Source organism: Vibrio sp. 1CM23M (genome assembly GCF_023161755.1).
GTDB lineage: Bacteria > Pseudomonadota > Gammaproteobacteria > Enterobacterales > Vibrionaceae > Vibrio > Vibrio coralliirubri.
Genome location: NZ_JALNTR010000001.1, coordinates 346,855 through 366,310, shown reverse-complemented (window position 1 = coordinate 366,310; position 19,456 = coordinate 346,855). Strand labels below are relative to the sequence as shown.

At 45.2% G+C, this 19,456-nt stretch carries 10 protein-coding genes; 9 read left to right on the top strand and 1 reads right to left on the bottom strand.

The genetic code is table 11. The features are described 5' to 3' along the window. The first annotated feature begins 9 nt into the window (after window positions 1-9). From MSG35_RS01500 to dbpA, 9 genes are all read left to right on the top strand, one after another. The gene (locus tag MSG35_RS01500; RefSeq protein WP_248382583.1) at window positions 10-9,189 is read left to right on the top strand and encodes a type I secretion C-terminal target domain-containing protein; all 9,180 of its coding nucleotides are present in this window, start codon (window positions 10-12) and stop codon (window positions 9,187-9,189) included. Window positions 9,190-9,222: 33 nt separating this feature from the next. Next, entirely contained in the window at window positions 9,223-11,382 is a 2,160-nt protein-coding gene (locus MSG35_RS01495; RefSeq protein WP_248382581.1) for a type I secretion system permease/ATPase, read from the top strand. Continuing rightward, window positions 11,375-12,700, top strand: coding sequence for an HlyD family type I secretion periplasmic adaptor subunit (locus tag MSG35_RS01490; RefSeq protein WP_019825062.1), 1,326 nt, complete (start codon window positions 11,375-11,377; stop codon window positions 12,698-12,700). Before MSG35_RS01495 ends, MSG35_RS01490 begins: the two co-directional genes overlap by 8 nt. 34 nt (window positions 12,701-12,734) lie before the next feature. After that, the gene (locus MSG35_RS01485; RefSeq protein WP_248382579.1) at window positions 12,735-14,048 is read left to right on the top strand and encodes a TolC family outer membrane protein; all 1,314 of its coding nucleotides are present in this window, start codon (window positions 12,735-12,737) and stop codon (window positions 14,046-14,048) included. Beyond that, window positions 14,048-14,686 (top strand): OmpA family protein, encoded by a 639-nt coding sequence (locus MSG35_RS01480; RefSeq protein ID WP_050650896.1) that lies wholly within the window; start codon window positions 14,048-14,050, stop codon window positions 14,684-14,686. Before MSG35_RS01485 ends, MSG35_RS01480 begins: the two co-directional genes overlap by 1 nt. Further along, complete coding sequence (locus MSG35_RS01475) at window positions 14,686-15,630, top strand: substrate-binding domain-containing protein (RefSeq protein ID WP_248382577.1); 945 nt, start codon at window positions 14,686-14,688, stop codon at window positions 15,628-15,630. The genes MSG35_RS01480 and MSG35_RS01475 overlap by 1 nt, the downstream gene beginning before the upstream one ends. 210 nt (window positions 15,631-15,840) lie before the next feature. Then, a complete protein-coding gene (locus tag MSG35_RS01470; protein WP_052878714.1) occupies window positions 15,841-16,428 on the top strand; it encodes a hypothetical protein in 588 nt (195 codons plus the stop codon). 217 nt (window positions 16,429-16,645) lie between these two features. After that, window positions 16,646-17,554 (top strand): aldo/keto reductase family oxidoreductase, encoded by a 909-nt coding sequence (locus MSG35_RS01465; RefSeq protein WP_248382575.1) that lies wholly within the window; start codon window positions 16,646-16,648, stop codon window positions 17,552-17,554. Window positions 17,555-17,703: 149 nt separating this feature from the next. Next, complete coding sequence (gene dbpA / locus MSG35_RS01460) at window positions 17,704-19,083, top strand: ATP-dependent RNA helicase DbpA (RefSeq protein ID WP_248382573.1); 1,380 nt, start codon at window positions 17,704-17,706, stop codon at window positions 19,081-19,083. A gap of 140 nt (window positions 19,084-19,223) precedes the next feature. Here the strand turns inward: dbpA and MSG35_RS01455 are convergent, their stop codons facing one another. Then, window positions 19,224-19,397 carry an RNA helicase gene (locus MSG35_RS01455; RefSeq protein WP_065677708.1) on the bottom strand — a complete coding sequence of 58 codons (174 nt, stop codon included), beginning with the start codon at window positions 19,395-19,397 and terminating at the stop codon, window positions 19,224-19,226. Window positions 19,398-19,456 lie beyond the last annotated feature (59 nt).

Genomic DNA, 19,456 nt, shown 5'->3' with positions numbered 1-19,456 from the left:
AGGTTTAGGATGGATCCTATTTTATATATCGAAGTTGGTGGTGTTGTTTGGCAAGTATTCCCTGATGGTACTTGGCTTCAATTACCTGCTACGCAGCCAAAAGTTGAAGGCGTACAAGTCGTCAGCATTGAACCTCAGAATTTACAAGAGGCTCAGCCCTTAACTGAACCACAAATAGCCGCAGTTGAACAACAGTTGGAAAAGGTGGTCACCGAACTCGTCAACAACATTGAAAGCGCACCTCAACAGCCTAACTCAGTAAATGACCAACCTAGTTCCAGTGCCTCTTTTATCGCTTATGTTCGTTCCACCTTAGATGAAACGCTTGCAGAGGCGGGTTTTGATACTCGTCCTACAGAATATGCCGACGAAGATACAACCTCGAATGAGGGTAACCTTGATATTCTGTTACCTAGTGCACTATTAACCGTTGATATATTAGATGGTGGAGACGGTTACGAAAACCAGTTTGAAGTACCTAGTGTCATGATTACGGGCACGGCAGTGGATGTTCGAGACGGGCGTACCGTTGTTCTGACCATCACTGATGTTAACGGCAACACAGTAACCACTACAGCCATCACAAGCGATGAAACGTATGTCGTCAATGGCGTCGACCTCTCTTCATTGGAGGAGGGGGATCTTCAAGTCGACGCGGTCATTGCTGATGATTTTGGCAATAGCATTGCAGCTAACGATTCCACAATCAAAGACACATTAGCCAACATTGAGGTTGACTTCGATGGCTTTGGTGATGAGTTTTACAATCAATTTGAAATATCAAATGGGGTGCTCGTTGGTACGATTGCCAATGTAGAAGATGGGCAAACCATCAACATTTCAATTACCGATAGCCAAGGTGCGGTACAAGAATACACAACGGAAGTATCCGGCGGAACTTGGACTCTGACTCTTCAAGACTACTCAAGCTTTGCAGAAGGTGAGCTGACCGTTGTTGCCAATACTATCGATATTGCTGGAAACCCTACCACAGCGACCGACACGATCGTGAAAGATACGCTAGCGAACATCACCGCTGCAGTTGATGATGGTGGTGACGGTGTCCTCAATAGCTTCGAAATTCAGTCGGCTAAATTCTTTGGTACGGTACAGAACGTAGAAGATGGTCAAACGGTCAATATTCGTATTTCTGACAGCACAACGAATGTCATAGTGCTGACAGCAACCGTGATTGATGGTGCTTGGTCTGTGGAAGGTGTGGATCTAACTAGCTTTTCCGATGGTGGCATTCAAATCGAGGCTGACACTGTTGACGTTGCCGGTAACCCTGCTTCTGCAATAAATAGCGCAGGGCAAATTGTTATTGATACTGTTTCGCCTGTTATAGACATTAATACGCTAGACGGTTTTAGTATTTTGGCATTTCGTGGCGGCCAACTCACAACCATGCAAGGCACAACTAATGTTGCCGAAGGTCTTCCTGTTTATATTGAAGTTAATGATGGCTCTCAGACTCTTGTGTTTGAGGGTGTTGTTGATGCATCAGGTAATTGGGTTGTTGAAAATATAGATGTCTCGTCCCTAAACTTGGCGTCAGAATGGACGGTTGATGCCAAAGTTTTCAATACGGTAGGCAATCAAGCTATCGATGATATGCCAAGCATTATCCTGCCCGAGTCGGTTGTGTTCTCAGAAACTGTTGTAGGGGTTTTTGGAAATCAAACTCAGACCTCTGATATTCGCATCGATTATGCGGACATCTCTTTTAGCGATGATCAAAGCATCGCAGAGTCACTTACTTCTCAAACTCTATCGATAACCGTTGCTGTATCGGCTGATAAACAAAGCCTCATCGGCACACGAAGCGATGGACAAAAAGTATTCGATGCGTCAATTTCCGGCAGCAACGTAAATATCAATTTTTATAAGGCGATTGATCAGGAGGCTGGGTTAGATTCAATTCTGACGGCTCTGCTCATCGAAGGTCTGCAAACCGATGCCGATGGTACAACGGAGTTAGTCATCGGACATTTACCTATTGTCATCAAAGATTCTGAACCTCTGGTTTTTGATGAGTCTTATCAAATGATCGAGGGTGAGATTGCGTCAGGTAACGTGTTGAATAACGACATCGATTTGGATACTCAACTTACGATTAAAAGTGTTGAAGTTGATGGTACGACCAAGACGATTGTTGGTGGCTCTCCGGTTTCATTTACTACTAGCGAAGGCTCCTTGACTGTATTTGCGAATGGCCACTGGACGTTCGTCGCCAACAGAAATTTGGACCACACCGTTGATCAGAACATCACCTTCAACTATGTTGCTGGCGACATCAGTAATGATTTCGGAAACGGCACTGCGGTCATTGATATTTTTGATGGTGATGCAGGGCTAGTTGTTGATGGGACAACGACCAGCTCTGAAGGTGATGTGTCTGATGGAATTCAAACTGTAGTCGGTCAGTTTACCGTTTCCGCTGGCTCAGATAATCCAGATCCTGCTTCTGTTGTATTTAATGCTAATACGCTGGTGCAGCTAGACGCCTTGGGCTTGACGACCGGAGATGAGACGTTCCCTCTAACCTACACGTTAGCGAATGATGGAAAAACGATCACCGCACAAGCAAATGGTGAAACGATATTCACGCTAACGTTGAGTGCAGTCGCTAGTGGTATCGATGTTCTAGCAGATGTCACATTAGTGTTAGAACAACCTATCAACCACCTGTTCAGCAACGACTCCATCACCCTGCCACTTATTATTGATGGAACGGATTTAGATGGTACTTCTTTAGATCAAGGGCAATTTGATTGGATCATCCAGGATGGAGCCGACCCAATATTAACTTCAACTAGCAATGCTGCTGTGGACGAATCAGATTTTATTCACGGCAGTGTTTCAGATACTGGCATTTTCAATCTCAACGTCGGAAGTGACTTTGTTGAGTCTGTATTTTTTGATGTTGGAGATCAGCCGCAGTTATTTAGTGGGGACGAACAGATTATCTATGTGGTCTCTGCAGGTGGAAATGAACTTACTGGTTATGTTGGCTCTGAAAGTGCTGAAAATAAAGCGTTCACCTTGAGCTTTTCCTCTCTGTCAGGTGAGGCCGATACTGATGTCACTTACACCTTTGAACTATTCAAGGGCCTCGACCAAACGAATGGAACCGACCAAATTCCTTTTGTCATTACAGCAAAAGATGATGACAACGATGAAACTCAATTAACCTTGAACGTCTCGATTAAGGATGGTGGGGAACCTACGATTGGCTCTGGCATGGTCGAGTTGAGTGAAAACCCTGTTGCTGATACAACCCCGTCTGGTGTTGGAACAACAGCGAGTGCAAGCTTAGTCGTGAGTGCGGGCAACGATCCACTCGTGTTCTTGGGGTTAGATGTGACAACTGGCCAAGCCGTTCTCGATAGTGATGGTGAGGCGGTGACGCGTAATGGAGAAGCATTGTCTTGGCGAGATAATGGGGATGGAACGTTTGATGCGGTGTTGTCGAATGGCGATGCTGTTTTCCAAGTGAGACTTCCTGAAGATTTTAGCTTAGAAGCCAATGGTTCCACGAATGTCACGGTTGAGATTGATTTGTACCAATCAATAGACCACGGAACCGGTGTGAAGGACACAGAGCTGTCGATTCCAGCCTCAATCGTCACCATCGATTCAGACGGTTCACGAGATACACAAGAATCTGATATTAAGATTTACGATGGTGCAAACCCTAAAATTACTGTTATCGGAAGCATTTCTGTTGATGAAGACGGTCTGCTTGGAGACAGCGAACAGGTTGGTGTTGAAGATTCTAGCCCTTCGTTAGGAATCATCGAAGGTTCCGATGATGTTGTCTCTGTGACGGTCAACACCGCTGCGTTTGATGCACTTTCATATTCGAGTGCAGGGAAAGACATTTCACTGCAAGCTGTCGATTCTGATGGTTGGTATTACGGTCAAGATTCTGATGGAAACAATATATTTAGGATTCGTTTTAATACTGACGGGACAACAGAGTTCGACCTTTATGCACCTCTCGATCACGCCAATGCTGATGGAGAGAATAATCTGGCTCTTAATTTTGAACTAACTGTTAACGATGCAGATGGAGATAGTTCAGACCCTGCCATCTATGAAGTGAACGTGAAAGATGCCATTCCGGTTGCGCGTTCAGGGGCAATTGAAATGGTTGAGGGTGATAACCTTAATGGGAAGTTCCTGACAGAGGAATTTGCAGGGGCTGATGGTGCCGTCATAATTAGTTTTGACTATCGTGGTGCAACCTACACTTTTACTGATGCAATTACGTCAATCGAGATTGATCTAATTAATGATTTTGATGATGACAGTATTTACGGTCAGTTCACACTTTATTCAGATGGTACATATCAGCTAACGACTAACCCCGAAGTAGCGACTGATCCAACTGATCCTAGGCTAGTGGATGAAATTAAGTACCTGGTCCGAGATACAGACGGTGATGAAGTCATTAGTACAGCGACACTTGTCCTAGATGATAACGAAGGTTTTATTCGTTATGAAGATTCTGAAACCACAGAAGACAATGACGCGATAATTGTAGTCAGTGTCTCAACCGGGGATATTGACCAAAGCGAAACCGTTACTGCAATCGAGTTCTCAGAAGCATCGCTAAACGGTGGTAGCTTGTACCTTGATGGAGTATTGCTTCAAGTTGTAGACGGCAAGGTCACCTTGTCTGGAAGTCAATTGGTGGCGATAGATACTCAATTTACTGGGCCTAATGGACAGTTGACTTATCGTCCCGCGCTTCATGAATCCAATACCACCTCAACGGTTATCCTAGCGATCAACGCAATCATTAGCACTGATACGGATCCTAAAGAACTTACTGCTGATGTTGCAGTGTCTGTTTTACCGGTGGCTGATGCACCGGATTGGTCGGCTTCCGTGTTCTCCTATCATTCAGTAGAAGATGACGCCGACCCTATCAAGCTTGATATTACCGCTCAACTCGTTGACCAAGATTCGTCTGAAACACTAACTTATACGATAAGTGGCATTCCAGATGGTCTGAATATCACCTTGAACGGAAATGCCGTTAAAGAGGGTAAGGAGTACACTCAGAATCAAATCAACAAAATGGAAATCAGAGCTGACGACAACCTAGCGGGTCGCTTTGAGTTTGAGATTACTGCGGTTGCAACTGAGTCTGGCAATTCATTCGCTGACCCAGATGATAAAACGGCAAGTATTGTACACACCGTAACTGTCGATATTTCACCTGATGCTGATACTCCTCATGTGTCTGTTAAAGACTATAAGGGACTAGAGGATGAAGCTATTTACCTCAAAGACGTTATTGAAGGCGCTTTGGCGGACACCGATGGTTCGGAATCGTTAAGTTATATTATCCAAGTTCAAGATGGTTGGTCTGTTGAAGGCGATGGTACCGCAAAGATAGGCAATAACTCTTATTCAGTCACTGCCGAAGCAATCGCCAATGGTGTTGCTTATATTCAGCCTAAAGAAGACATCAGTTCCTTTACTGAAGATCTGTCAATAGACGTAACAGCAATAGCGACTGAGTCGACGATCGATTCACTTATTCCTATCAATGGGCAAGCGTCAAGTGATACAAAAACCATCAACATCTTTTTGAAAGGTGTTGTGGATGAACCTATCGCGGTAGACGGTGGTAATGGCCATTGGCAATACGACAGTGACAGTAAAGTCATCAGCAACCAATCGGTCTTAAATGAGGATGGTTTGATTCGACTTGATTTTGTCGTCCAAACAACCGATGACGATGTTTCAGAAGAGATCAACATACTGCTTACCAACATTCCTGAAGGCACTTTGCTGGTGGATGCGATGGGTGAGCCAGTCTCTCTGACGATTGCGTATGTTGATGATGTGACAGGACCTGTATTCCAAGTCTCTAACGCTCAACTGAATGACCTGTACCTCAAGCCAGTTCTTGATTTTAGTGGTGAATTAGAACTCACCGTTATTGCTATCTCAACTGAGCCCGATGGTGATTCGGGCGAGTTTCCGATGACACTTAAAGTAGAGCTAGCACCAGTCGTTGATCAAGAAGATGGCCAAGTGGTCATTACTCAAGGCATCGAAGACAGTCAAATCGGCCTGAACCTTGAGTCTTCGGTGAATCAGGATATTGATGGCAGCGAATCCTTGACGGGATATGTCATTGATAGCCTACCTGCAGATCTCACTCTTTATTTTGATGGGAGTGTTATTCAGGTTCCAGCTTCAGGCTTAGATTTGGACACTTTACTGGACTCAACAACGCCAACGCTTTCGGATCTTCTAAGCAGCGGTCGGCTTTCTGTTACAGCGACAGAAGATTTAAGCGGAACATTCTCGATTCCTATCACCTATCAAGTCACGGATACTTCTCCAACTGGTGCAACGGATATTAAAGATATTACTGGTTCTATTAGCGTGACTGTCGATGCTCGTGTCGAGCTAGATACTCGATTAGAAGGCTCTACAGAGCTGTTACAGAGTACAGACGGCTCGCCTGTTGATATCTCTAATGCCGTGACGTTCGTCGACGCGGATATCGATGGGTCAGAGTACCTCGATTATATTTTGATCGAGATTCCCGATGGCTATTCATTGATTGTTGAGCACCCTAATGGTGCCGCGCAAGATAGCTCTGGGAATTGGATCATATCGGCGGATGGGCTAACGAGTGACTCTTTCCAAGAGCTCGCAGCGTACATTTTAGATAATGCGACGATTTCCAGCCCAAATGATACTCCGGTACTGGATATTGTGGTTCGTGCTCGTGTGATTGATGGTGAAGATGCGAGATATATTGATGCGACTTTCCCGTTGCAAATTACTGGTCATGACGGCGGGGGCGGTTCTTGTGACCCTGTTGGCCCACCGAGCCCGATTCAACCCGATGGCGAAATTAAAACACCTGAAGGGGAAGATATTGATCTCACTGGCTTACTAAACACCGATGTTGGCAGTGATCCAGACAATGAAATCTCTTTCTATATTCCTGCCGATTCACTACCTGAAGGCGTTGAGATCTCAGGTGATGGTGTGATTGCTGAATACGATGCTTCTGGTGAGATCGTTGGTTATTCGATCACTGCAGATGGTCTCTCGAAACTAACGTTAACGGGCTTGGATGAAGATTTTGCAGGGTGTATTGATTTCACCATAGAGACAATTGAGACCTCACCATGCAGCGGTGATACGGTGACGACGGTCCAAACCATTAGTATCCAAGTTTTGCCTGTGGTCGATGACATTACGGTTAAAGCCGACTCCACAACCATTCAAGAAGACATCGCGACAGGCCTTAACCTTGAACTGGTTCTTGGTGATAGCGTTGAAGATGGGCAATTAATCACTGGTGAAGGCAATAGCGCTACTGGTAAAGAAACCGTTAATTCTCTAACGGTGAGTATTTCGAATGGAGCGACCTTATCTGAAACTCCAACTGACACCGGTTTGTTAGTTGATAATGGCGATGGGACTTGGACGATCACAGACCCTAGCCGTTTGAGTGATGTTTTAGTCACGCCACCTGAGCATTACAGTGGTGAAATTACCCTCACTGTGACAGCAAATATTACCGATGAAGCGGATTGCGTGACAGAAACGGATACGCAAGATAAAACGACGGTCGTGACGATTACTGTTGAGCCAGTCGCTGATGCGGCGAACTTGATAACAGAGGATATTATCGGAGATGAAGATAATTACATTTCGTTGTCATCACTTAGCGCAGAGCTGATTGACCAAGATGGTTCTGAAAACATGTCGCTTTCGTTGAAGGGAGTTCCTGAAGGCGCAGTTGTCGCGATTAAAGTAGGGGATACTTATGAGTTGGTTCCAAACAATGGCCCTGATGGTGGTTCATTGTTTGGAAGTGCAACCTATGAATGGCAACTAGACCCAAGTCAGCTTTCTGATTTGGTTATTTTACCGCCAAGAGATTTTAGTGGCGATATCGGGTTAACCCTGGAAGCGATTACTCAAGAAATTGGCACTACTGATATTCGCTACACTCAGTCTGAATTTACCGTTGGTGTTAACCCAATCGGCGATAAGGTTGAGTTCTTTGACTTACCTGAACAGCTCACGGGAAGTGAGGATGACGTTATTGTTATTCCTCTTGATGCCAATAGTTTTGAAACCAACAGCGACGAGTTTTTGTCAATCACAGTGACAGTGAATGCGACCTCTGACGCAACAGGACTCGTCGGTTTAGACCGAATTAGAATTGGCTCGGAAACCAGTGCGTTTGTAACGTTAGGGAATGGAACAGCACAAGCGACCATCTTAGTGGCAGCAAGCTCTGTGAATGAACTCGAATTCTTTGCTGGCGATGCGTTTGGCAACCTTGATATTACGATCACAGGGCAAACCGTTGATCAAAATACGGTACTTGGAAATCTAGTGACTGATACTGGTGACCCGAGCTCACAAGACATGACACTCATCATCACACCTGAACCCGACGCTCCTCTGTTGAGTATTGAATACTCATCGATTGTGGCGGAAGCCAGCGGCACAATTCCGCTAGGGCTCGAGTTATCTTTGATTAATCCAGCAGCCTCTGAAGAAGGGTTTATCACTATTTACGATATTCCTTCAGGGTTGACGTTATCTCACGGGTCTTATGTTGATGGGCAGTACGTCGTAAATCTAGAGGATGTCGCCGACTTGGCTATTACCGGTGGTTACAGTGGTGCAACAACCTTTGATTTGACTATTGAACCTGCGGCAGAGCTAGGCAATGACCAAGCTGTGGGCTTATCACAGATTGTCTCGGTCGAATTAGTGGATGAAGGTGATTCAACCATCACCGCAACAGACGATAACGACCTGCTGATTGGTGGCACTGGCTCGGATAGTTTTGTGTTCTCATCTTCAGGTTTAGGCAGTGCAGAAGCCCCAAGCTACGATGTGATTCAAGACTTTGATGCGTCTCCAGACACTGATGTGATTGACCTGACGAGTATTCTGGTCAGCTTGGATATTAGTACTGGAGTACAAGCTCGCAATTACTTAGATCTTGAGGAGTCTGGCGAAGGCGTTACGATTTCCATTAAGCCTAATGGAGGCGATGACGTTCAACAAAATATTTTACTCTCTGGCATCACGTTCGATGACTTGACTCACGGCGATAGTAGCATCGTATCAGAGGCTCAAATTTTGCAAAAAATGATAGAAGACAATAATTTAACGCTGTAAGTTAGATGTACAGTCTATAAAAGGAAGTTTAGATTGGTAGAACAAAAAGACAGCTGGCTAGGTTGTGTTGAGTGGTTATGTGAGCATTTTAATGTCCGAAGCCATCCTTCCAAAATAGTGTCTGGCCTACCTTTAAATGAAGGAAGGCTCAATGAATCCCTTTTCCCAAGAGCGATTGAGAAATCGGGGTTAACGCTGAGCCACGTTAAAAAAGAATTACTGAATCAATGTCAGTTCCCTGTTGTTGCTGTTGAGTCCGCGACAGGGTCTCCTCTTGTCGTCACTCAAGGCTCCGGTGGCGACTTTCAAGTATTGGATTGTGAAAACAACTCAAGCCAAGAAACATCGTTAAAAGACTTGGTTGCTCAAGTGGAATCGTATGTGTGGCAAGTGGGTGCTCAAGCGCTTGATGATGCGCGTGTTCAATCTCATGAACGTAGCGAGAATAAGTCCAACACCCGTTGGTTATGGCGTGTCGTCAAAGAAGTGAGACCTTGGTATCGAGACCTGTTTATCGCTTCATTCTTGATCAACTTGCTCGCGCTAGTCGTGCCTCTTTTTACCATGAATGTGTACGATCGTGTGGTGCCAAACCAAGCGTTTAACACGCTTTGGGTGTTGGCGGCAGGCGTTGGTATTGTCGTTATTTTTGATTGGGTGTTGAGAAGCTCACGAAGCTCTGTGACCGACATGGCTGGGCGCTATATTGATAACAAGTTGTCTTCTCAACTGTTCTCGAAAGTCCTGGGTATGAAGCTCGAAAATCGACCTCAATCGGTAGGCGCATTTGCAAGACAGCTTCAAGACTTCGATAGCGTGAAAGATTTCTTCACTTCTATTTCGTTAGTCACTTTGGTCGATCTGCCATTCACTTTGTTATTCCTACTGCTTATCGGCTGGCTCGGTGGCGCAATGATGTTCATACCTGTCGCGATCATGCTTGTTTTGATTGTGCTGAGCATCGCGATGAAAGGCAAGGTCGAGAAAACATTCGATGAAACCGCACGTCTCTCGACACAAAGACAAGCCCAGCTGTTTGATTGCTTAACAACCCTTCCGGATATCAAGCAAAACAATGCTGAGGGTATTACCCAGAAGCGTTGGGAACAGACGATTTCGTCGCTCTCTCAATGGCAGACTCAATCTCGTCATTACTCCAATATCGTGACGCACTCTATTCAGTCCAGTCAGCAGATCGTTACCATCACTCTGATTATCTTCGGCGTGTATCAGATCTCTGAAGGCTTGCTGAGTATGGGTGGTTTGATAGCCGTTGTGATGTTGAGTGGGCGCGCTGCAAGTTCGGTGAACCAGCTTTCTCTTCTATTGCTGAGGTTCCAACAAACACGTTCGGCCGTAGAGGGGCTGAATCAGATTATGGAGCTACCTCAGGAAGAGTCCAAACACCAGGTTATCGATAAAGGAGACTTTGATGGTGGGGTTAGGTTAGATGAAGTGACGTTTACTTATCCTGACACTCAAAGCCCTGCATTAAAGGAGATTTCCTTTGAGATCAAACCGGGTGAGCGAGTTGGTCTTGTCGGTGCGGCAGGTGCTGGAAAAACCACACTTTTATCGATTGTGGCTCGTCAGTATTTACCAACGACAGGGCAAGCTTTCTATCAAGAGATTGATGGGCAATTATGGCCAACTAGTGTTCTACGTAGTGGAATGGGTTGGGTAGGGCAAACCACTAATTTGATCTTTGGCAGTGTTTACGACAACGTTACTTTGGGTGCGACCAACGTTGATGAAGAAAAGCTAAGACAAGCGCTGCAACAGTCTGGCCTCAACGGTTACATGGGGCGCTTAAGCAATGGTTTAGAAACGCCTGTCGGTGAAGGTGGTCGATTGCTTTCAGGAGGCCAACGCCAAGCTGTGGCTATCGCAAGGGCGCTTTATCGCTGTCCAAAGTTATTGATTATGGATGAGCCAACCAGTGCGCTAGATAATCAGGCTGAGATTCAGTTCTTCAATGCACTTCAAAGTATGCCGAGAGAAACCTCAATGCTAATTAGCTCCCACAAATCTTCATTCTTGATGATGTGTGATCGAGTGATTGTATTAGATAAAGGTCAAATCGTGGCAGAAGGTGAGCCTAAAGATATTCTCTCTTTACAGAAGAAAAGTGTACCTAAAGGTGCGAGTCGCTTTAAGACGGTATCTGTGGTGAAGGGAGGTCGTCATGAGTAATGATATTCAATGGACCAACAACCACTTAGCATTCCGCTCTCGAAAGCTGATTTGGTTGAGTGCTCTACTCATTGTCTCAATTATCGGTTGGGCAACGTGGGCAACATTAGAAGAAGTCGTGATCGGTGAAGGTAAAGTTGTTCCAAGTCTTTCGGTGCAAACCATTCAGAGTTTAGAAGGTGGACTGGTTCAAGAGATCATGGTGCGACAAGGCCAATCTGTAGTGAAGGGGCAACCTCTAGCTAAGTTAGAAGACACACGTTTTAAGGCGGCGTTTCTAGAGTCGGCTCAACAAGCGGATACGTTACTGGCTCAGCAATTAAGATTAAAGGCAGAGCTGTCGACGGTCGTTTTAAATAACGACGCAAAAGAGTGGTACGAGCGAGTGGTCTTGGTGCCTCAAGACATTGCGGTTGATGTATCAAGCCACCCTGCGTTAATGAATGCCAAGGCGAACTACCGAGAGCGTTTAGGACAGTTGAAGTCTGAACTGGAAGAGGCGGCACTTCGTATCGAGCAACAAGACCAAGCACGTGTCGATACGCTCAATAATATCCAGACTCTTGAAAGCAGCCTCGAGATTGTGATTCGTGAGCGCAACATGCTGAAAGACGTGGTAGCGAGCGGTGCTGTTGCGGAAGTTGAGCTACTTAAACTCAACCGTGATGTAGTCAAACTCAAAGGTGATATTGCTAGCTCAAAAGTAGCAGCGCAGAAGCAGATAGCTGCCTACTCAGAGTCGATAGCGGATCATCGAAGCATTGCCTTAGATTTTCGTACCAAAGTGCAAGGTCAGTTGAATGAAGTGGCGAGCAAGATAGCGCAGCTGAACGAAAGCCAGCAGGCGATTGCCGACCAACTCAAGCGTACTGAAATTGTCGCGCCCGTTGATGGCACAGTCAAAGAGATTTTTGTGCGTACCATTGGTGGTGTAGTTCGTCCCGGCGAGCCGATCATTGAGATCATCCCATCAAACAGTGACCTGATTGTTGAAGCGAGAATCTCTCCGCAAGATATCGCGTTTGTTCATAACGGGCTGGGGGCGACAGTTAAATTCACGGCTTACGATTTCGTCATTTATGGCGGACTTAAAGGCGAGGTGATTTACGTGAGTGCCGACGCCTTACAAACGGAAGACGGAAACGCCTATTATCGTGCCCATATTCAGTTAAACGAAGACCAGCAACAAAACTCTGCCTTTAGCATTATCCCAGGGATGCAAGTCGCGGTTGATATATTAACCGGAGAGAAAACAGTACTGAGTTATTGGTTAAAACCTATTTTACGAGCTAAGGAAAACTCACTTCGCGAACGATGAAGTGAGTTAAAGCATAAATATAAAAGGAAGTGTAATGCATTCAAAATTCTTACTCTCTTCTTGCTTACTAATGAGCGGGCTGACTCAAGCAGCCTCATTAGAAGAGTCCGTGGCCTTTGCCATAGACTATAGCCCAGAGATATTGGCGCAATACTCCCGATACCAATCGGTGGTCAGAGACGGAGACGCGGCGAGTGGTTTGTATATGCCGCAAGTGAACTTGTACGCGGCGGCGGGTTATGAAGAGACTCGCTACAACAGTGGTAGCAAACTCGACACCGATGATCGAGGCCTAACGAGAACGGAAATTGGCGTTAAAGTATCCCAATTACTATTCGATGGTTTTAAAACCACGTCGAATGTCGATCGACTGACGTTCGAAGCGGAAGCTGAGCGTCTAACTCTGATTTCGCGAGCTGAAAACGTATCGTTAGATGTGGTGAGAAATTACCTCGATATCCTCAAAGCAGAGACGCTACTTGAACTGTCTAAGCGTAACGTAAAAGAGCACCAAGAGATCTACCAAGATATCCAAGATAAAAAGAGCAAAGGCTTGAGTAGTAACTCGGATCTGGCTCAGATCTCCGCCCGTGTCGCGACCGCGCAGTCTTCACTTATCGCCGCTCAGAACAACCTGTTTGATTTGCAAACTCAGTATCTACGCTTGGTTGGCAAACCTGCGGTGAACTTGGTATATCCACGTTTTGATTACGCTCTATTACCAAGCTCAGCACAGGTCGCACTTGAACAAGCTGTCGAGAACCACCCTGAAATCAAAGCCTCTTTGCTTGATATCGATGCGGCTCGTAAAGAGATGCGCCGCGAGAAAGGGGATTACTACCCAGAGCTAAAACTCGAACTTCATGCTAACAAGAATGACAACGTATCTAACCCTCCAGGCGGTGTCGATGAAGACGCTCGACTGATGTTGACGATGGATTATGACTTGTTTAATGGCTTCTCTACCGACTCTAGAGTTGAATCGTCAGCTTGGCGAGTGGAAGAGGCAAGGGCGATCCGATTACGAACAGAGCGTGAGGTTCGAGAGGGTACACAACTGGCTTGGAACGCATACAAAATGCTAGAGCAGCAAAAATCTCTACTTCAACAGAACGTTGATGCAGCGAAAATTGCAGAGCTTGGCTATATCCAACAATTCAATGTTGGCAGACGAAGCCTTCTTGATGTACTTGATGCAAAAGTAGAAGTGTTTTTGGCTCGAAGAAACTTCATCAGCACTGAATATGATCAAACGTTAGCGGCTTATCGAGTATTAAATGCGATGGGTATGTTGACGTATGCGTTGAGGATTGAACATCCAGAAGAGTGGCAAGGGGAGAATAAGTAATGAGACATTTTAAACTAGCGCTACTTAGCTCTATCTTGCTAATGGGATGTGCAGAAACGCCTGATACGACAATGACGCGCCACCAAATTGATGACTTAGCCGATAATGACCGAGACGGTGTGATTAACCAGCGAGATCTATGTGCCGATACGCCAGAAGGTGTAACGGTAGACATTAAAGGGTGTGCCAATTGGAAAATTGTCGAAGATGTTGAAGTATTAAGTGTGGCATTTGATTTTGATAAGTATGACCTTAAACCTGATCATACCGCTGTATTAAATGAGTTGGTGCGTTTACTAGGAGAGCAGCCTGATGCTTCGGTTACCTTAGTTGGTGACACTAGTGCTGAAGGTACAAACGTGTATAACAAGGCATTGGCGAAGAAAAGAACGGGCGTGATTCGAGACGCATTGATTGATAGAGGCATCAATGGTGAGCGAATCTTCGAACAAGAGTTTACTCAGATAACCAGCTTAACTCAGCACCTTCACAAGCGTAAGCGCAGAACGATTGCGGTGATTAAGACAGAAAGCATGGAAGTGAATCCATCTTGGAACATCTTCACTTCAGAAATGCAGCTCGATAGTAATAGCGATGTTGAGTCTAAAACGTCGATTGATCCAGTAGGAGGCCAGTAATGAAATGTCTAGCTAATAAATCGGGCTTGCTGCTTGCTGCTGTACCTGCGTTGTTCTCTGTATCGACATTTGCGAATGACGCCACTGACATGGGTTTGGTCGCGATTGAGCCGAATATGCAGGGGCTTGTTGAAGATCTGCTTAAGAGCCAAGAGATCGACTTAGAAATCTTGTTGAGTGACAGCGTCCCAGAGCAGATGATTATGCAGCGCTCGCGTGTTGGTATCACTTCCAAAAAGTGGACTGACAAAGAGATGGCAAGGTTTGATATGCGTTACGGTTATAGGCCAACAGAGTTGATGTTCACCGCCGATGTCATAGCGATTCTAGCCAATGAAAATAACCCAGCAACATCAATCACCGTCGCTGAATTAATTGATGTGTTTGGTTGTTCTAACGATCCTAAACATCCCAAATGGTCACCAAGCAGTGATATTCGTAACGGTGAAAGCCTAGATACTCATATGTTGCCCTTTGCCATTGATCACAACCTGAAAGGACATACTACTTTTTCAAGTTGGGTCGAATGTGGAACGGAAGGAGAATATGCCCATACTCAGTTCTTGGCGGATCTGCCGGACCTGATTAACAAGATTGAAGACGAGGATGCCGCCATTGGTTATACCGTCTACTCAGATCAAATCTCAAATGTGAAGTGGCTGAGTGTGGTTGATAATCTAGGTGTGAACTACGACTTAAACAAAGAGACGATCCTCTCTGGTCGTTACCCATTAGCCACGGTTTATTATATGTACTTGAATATTCCAGCGCATCGTAAAGGGTTTACTGAGCAAGAGAAGTTCTTTGTTGAGCTTACTTTGTCGGAAGAGCATCAAAGCGTGTTGAACCAATACGGCTTCATCAGTTTACCGCCAGAAGCGATTCAACGTAACAAAGTGAGATTGTCTCTTGAAGAGCCTGCGATTGAAGGTGGCTACAAGTAATGGGTATGACATGTTGTAACTGTTGTGGGAGAGTGATATTCTCTCTTTCGTAATGGTTCTCAACGTGACGGATTACGTTATTCGGTGATGAAATTATCTAGCGGGCATGTATGCCCGTTTTTTTTCGCCTAAAATTTGCGACTCGAGCAGTTGTTTGTCGATTGGTCACGTATAATGGACACTTCATATAGCGCTAAATAAGCCCAGTCGATGAAAATCTTTCAAGTTCTAATCTTGCCTCTAATGCTGTCCCTCAATGCTATTTCATTTTCAGCGCAAGCAACCGAAAGCTGGTGGCTAAGAACAGTATTTAACAGCAGCCCAAGTCTGCCGAATTCTCAAAACTATATTAATGATATCGAGTTGATGGATTGTGGTGAGATCGAAGGTACTTTGTTGTGCAGTGACTTAACCCAATATTACGACCTGGATGTGTATGTTGAACTGGAGTTGGGGGACTCAAGTGTCGAAACGGTTCGCTTAAACCTGCCATATTCGGACCTAAGTTACACAAAGCTTCAGGCATACCTTCGCCAAGATGGCTTTGCTCTCAGTTCAATTCGTATTGGTGAAGATGAATTCGATGTTACTGCTCAACTCGAACAAGCTCGAAATGAAGGTGTTGGTTTCGATAAGGTGGATAAACAGCTGGTCGAATTTATCAACGCGCCACACGGTTCATCAGAGCAAATGAGTGTATGGAATGTTCCTAACTTATCTTCTCCTGGATCTTCCTCTCTTTGGATTAAGTTACATAGTGATGGTGACAACTTAACGGTTGAACTTAATCGCTTTTAATTGCTCAAATTTATAGATAGTTTCGTTATTTATTAGGCTAAACAAGCCTTTCAGGAGAACGGCTCGCGGGCAGACGGCAAGTTATAATTCATTTAAGTGTTCGTTTTTCTGCGGCTCTCACATTTTTAGTAAGCGTTTGCGTTTGCCATTTTTTATACGTTGAGCCTTCGGTAAAACGAGCTTAGGATACGTTCAGTATTGATAAAGGAGACAACCCATGGTTGCAAAAGTAACGATAGCGCCACAAGGCCCAGAACTTTCTGAGCTGGTGCAAGGATACTGGCGTACAGCAGAGTGGGGCATGAACCCGCAACAACGCCTGACTTTCCTGAAGCAACATATTGATCTTGGCATCACAACTGTTGATCACGCGGATATTTACGGTAACTACCAATGTGAAAAGTTGTTTGGTGAGGCGTTAGCGCTTGAACCAAGCCTTCGTGATGATATTCAAATCGTCACCAAGTGCGATATTAACCTATGTGGTGACCACACTCCTGATCGTAAGATCAATCACTATGACACCAGCGCTCAGCATATTTACCAATCAGTAAATAACTCGCTAGAGCGTTTAGGTGTTAACGATATCGACGTATTGTTGATTCACCGCCCAGACGTATTGATGGATGCAGATGAAGTAGCAGAAGCGTTCGCAGAGCTACACAAAGTAGGTAAAGTTAAGCACTTCGGTGTTTCTAACTTTTCACCGCGTCAGTTCGAACTTCTTCAATCTCGCCTTGGTAAGCCGTTAGTGACCAACCAAGTTGAAATCAACCCATTGAACTTCGAAGTGGCTCATGATGGCACGCTAGATCAACTGCAGATGAACCGCATTCGCCCGATGGCGTGGTCTTGTCTCGGTGGTGGTAGCATCTTTAGTGGCGATTCAGCGCAAGCGGTTCGCGTTCGTGATGAGCTAGAAGCGATTCGTCAAGAAGTGGGTGCAGACAGCATTGACCAAGTGATTTACGCTTGGGTTTGTCGTTTACCATCGAATCCGATCGCGATTATTGGTTCAGGTAAGATTGCGCGTGTGAAGACTGCGGTTGATGCACTGAAAATCGAACTGACCCGCGAACAGTGGTATCGCGTATGGGTGGCATCTAAAGGTCACGGTGTGCCATAGAAAGCAATTCGTATAGAAGTTAAAGCCAGCTAACAAAGCTGGCTTTTTTTGTGTTCGCCTAACATGTTTCTCCAAAACTGTGATTAAGGTGGAATAATTTTCAAAAACACTCATAATGCACTCTGTTTTTCACCAGTTGGATATTTCCATTGAGCACTTCAAAATTCTCTTCAATCGCCCTTAAACCAGAGCTTCTAAACACGTTAGATTCTCTTGGTTATACTGAAATGACGCCGATCCAAGCGTTAAGTCTTCCTACTATCCTAAATGGCAAGGACGTTATCGGTCAGGGTAAAACGGGTTCAGGTAAAACAGCTGCTTTCGGTTTAGGCGTGCTGCAGAACCTACGCGTAAAGCGTTTCCGTGTTCAGTCTTTAGTGCTATGTCCGACTCGTGAGCTTGCAGACCAAGTAGCAAAAGAGATTCGTACTCTTGCTCGTGGTATTCACAACATTAAAGTGCTGACACTATGTGGCGGTATGCCAATGGGCCCACAGATTGGTTCACTAGAGCATGGCGCACACATTCTTGTGGGCACACCTGGTCGTATCCTTGACCACCTAGAGAAAGGCCGAATTGATCTGTCTGAGCTGAACACACTTGTGTTAGATGAAGCTGATCGCATGCTAGAAATGGGCTTCCAAGACGCTTTGGATGCTGTGATTGAAGCGGCGCCAAAAGAACGCCAAACTCTGCTATTCAGTGCGACTTTCCCTAAACAGATCAAATCTGTTGCAGACCGCATCATGCGCAATCCAGAAATGGTGAAGGTTGAATCAACACACGATCACTCAAGCATCCAACAACACTTCTACAGATTAGAAGGTTCTGAAGCTCGTGATGACGCTCTAGAGTTGCTGTTACTTCATCACCAACCAGAATCTGCGGTTGTGTTCTGTAACACTAAGAAAGAAGTGCAGAACGTAAACGATGAGCTAAGCCACCGCGGTTTCAGTGTTATCGAACTTCATGGCGACATGGAACAGCGTGAACGTGACCAAGCTTTGGTTCAGTTCTCAAACAAAACCATCTCGATTCTAGTGGCGACAGACGTTGCGGCTCGCGGTCTTGATGTTGATAACCTAGATGCTGTGTTCAACTTTGAATTGTCTCGCGACCCTGAAGTTCACGTTCACCGCATTGGTCGTACTGGCCGTGCAGGAAGCAAAGGCGTAGCGATCAGCTTCTTTAGCGAAAAAGAGATGTACCGTGTTGCTCAAATTGATGAGTACATGGACATGCCAATCGAGCCATCTGAACTGCCAGCAAAACCAATTGCTAAGCCGTACTACTCAAACATGGTTACCATCCAAATTGATGGCGGTAAGAAAGCTAAGCTTCGTGCTGGTGATATTCTTGGCGCACTGACGGGCCAAGGCGGCATTGATGGTAAATCAGTAGGTAAGATCAATCTGTTCGCAATGCGTGCTTACGTAGCAGTAGAAAGATCTGTGGCTAAGAAAGCACTGAACAAAATCGAATCAGGTAAAATGAAGGGTCGTCAATTCCGCGCCCGAATCCTGAAGTAATTCGAGACTGAATCCCTTTGCTGCGATGTGTCTAATTAACGACATTGCTAATTAATGGCATTGCAGTAAAGGGTGTTCTACAAAATGCCACTCAAGTTTCTTCTCTTAGGTTTATCGACCTAATCCTCTATACCAAAGCATTATTCATCGGGTCTTATCGAATAAAGATCGTTGATATGTTTTCCTTCGCTAAGATACCAAGTCATCGCTTCCTGTCGATTGTGAACGAATATCGTGATTGTGGTTATTGATCCATCGTCAAAATAACAAAGCTCATATTCTAAATCGCTTGTATGATCAGGAATAGCGGCCATAGCTTCCCTCCCAAATATCAATCATTTGAAAATACGTTCCCCTAACTCTTTTAAAGGGT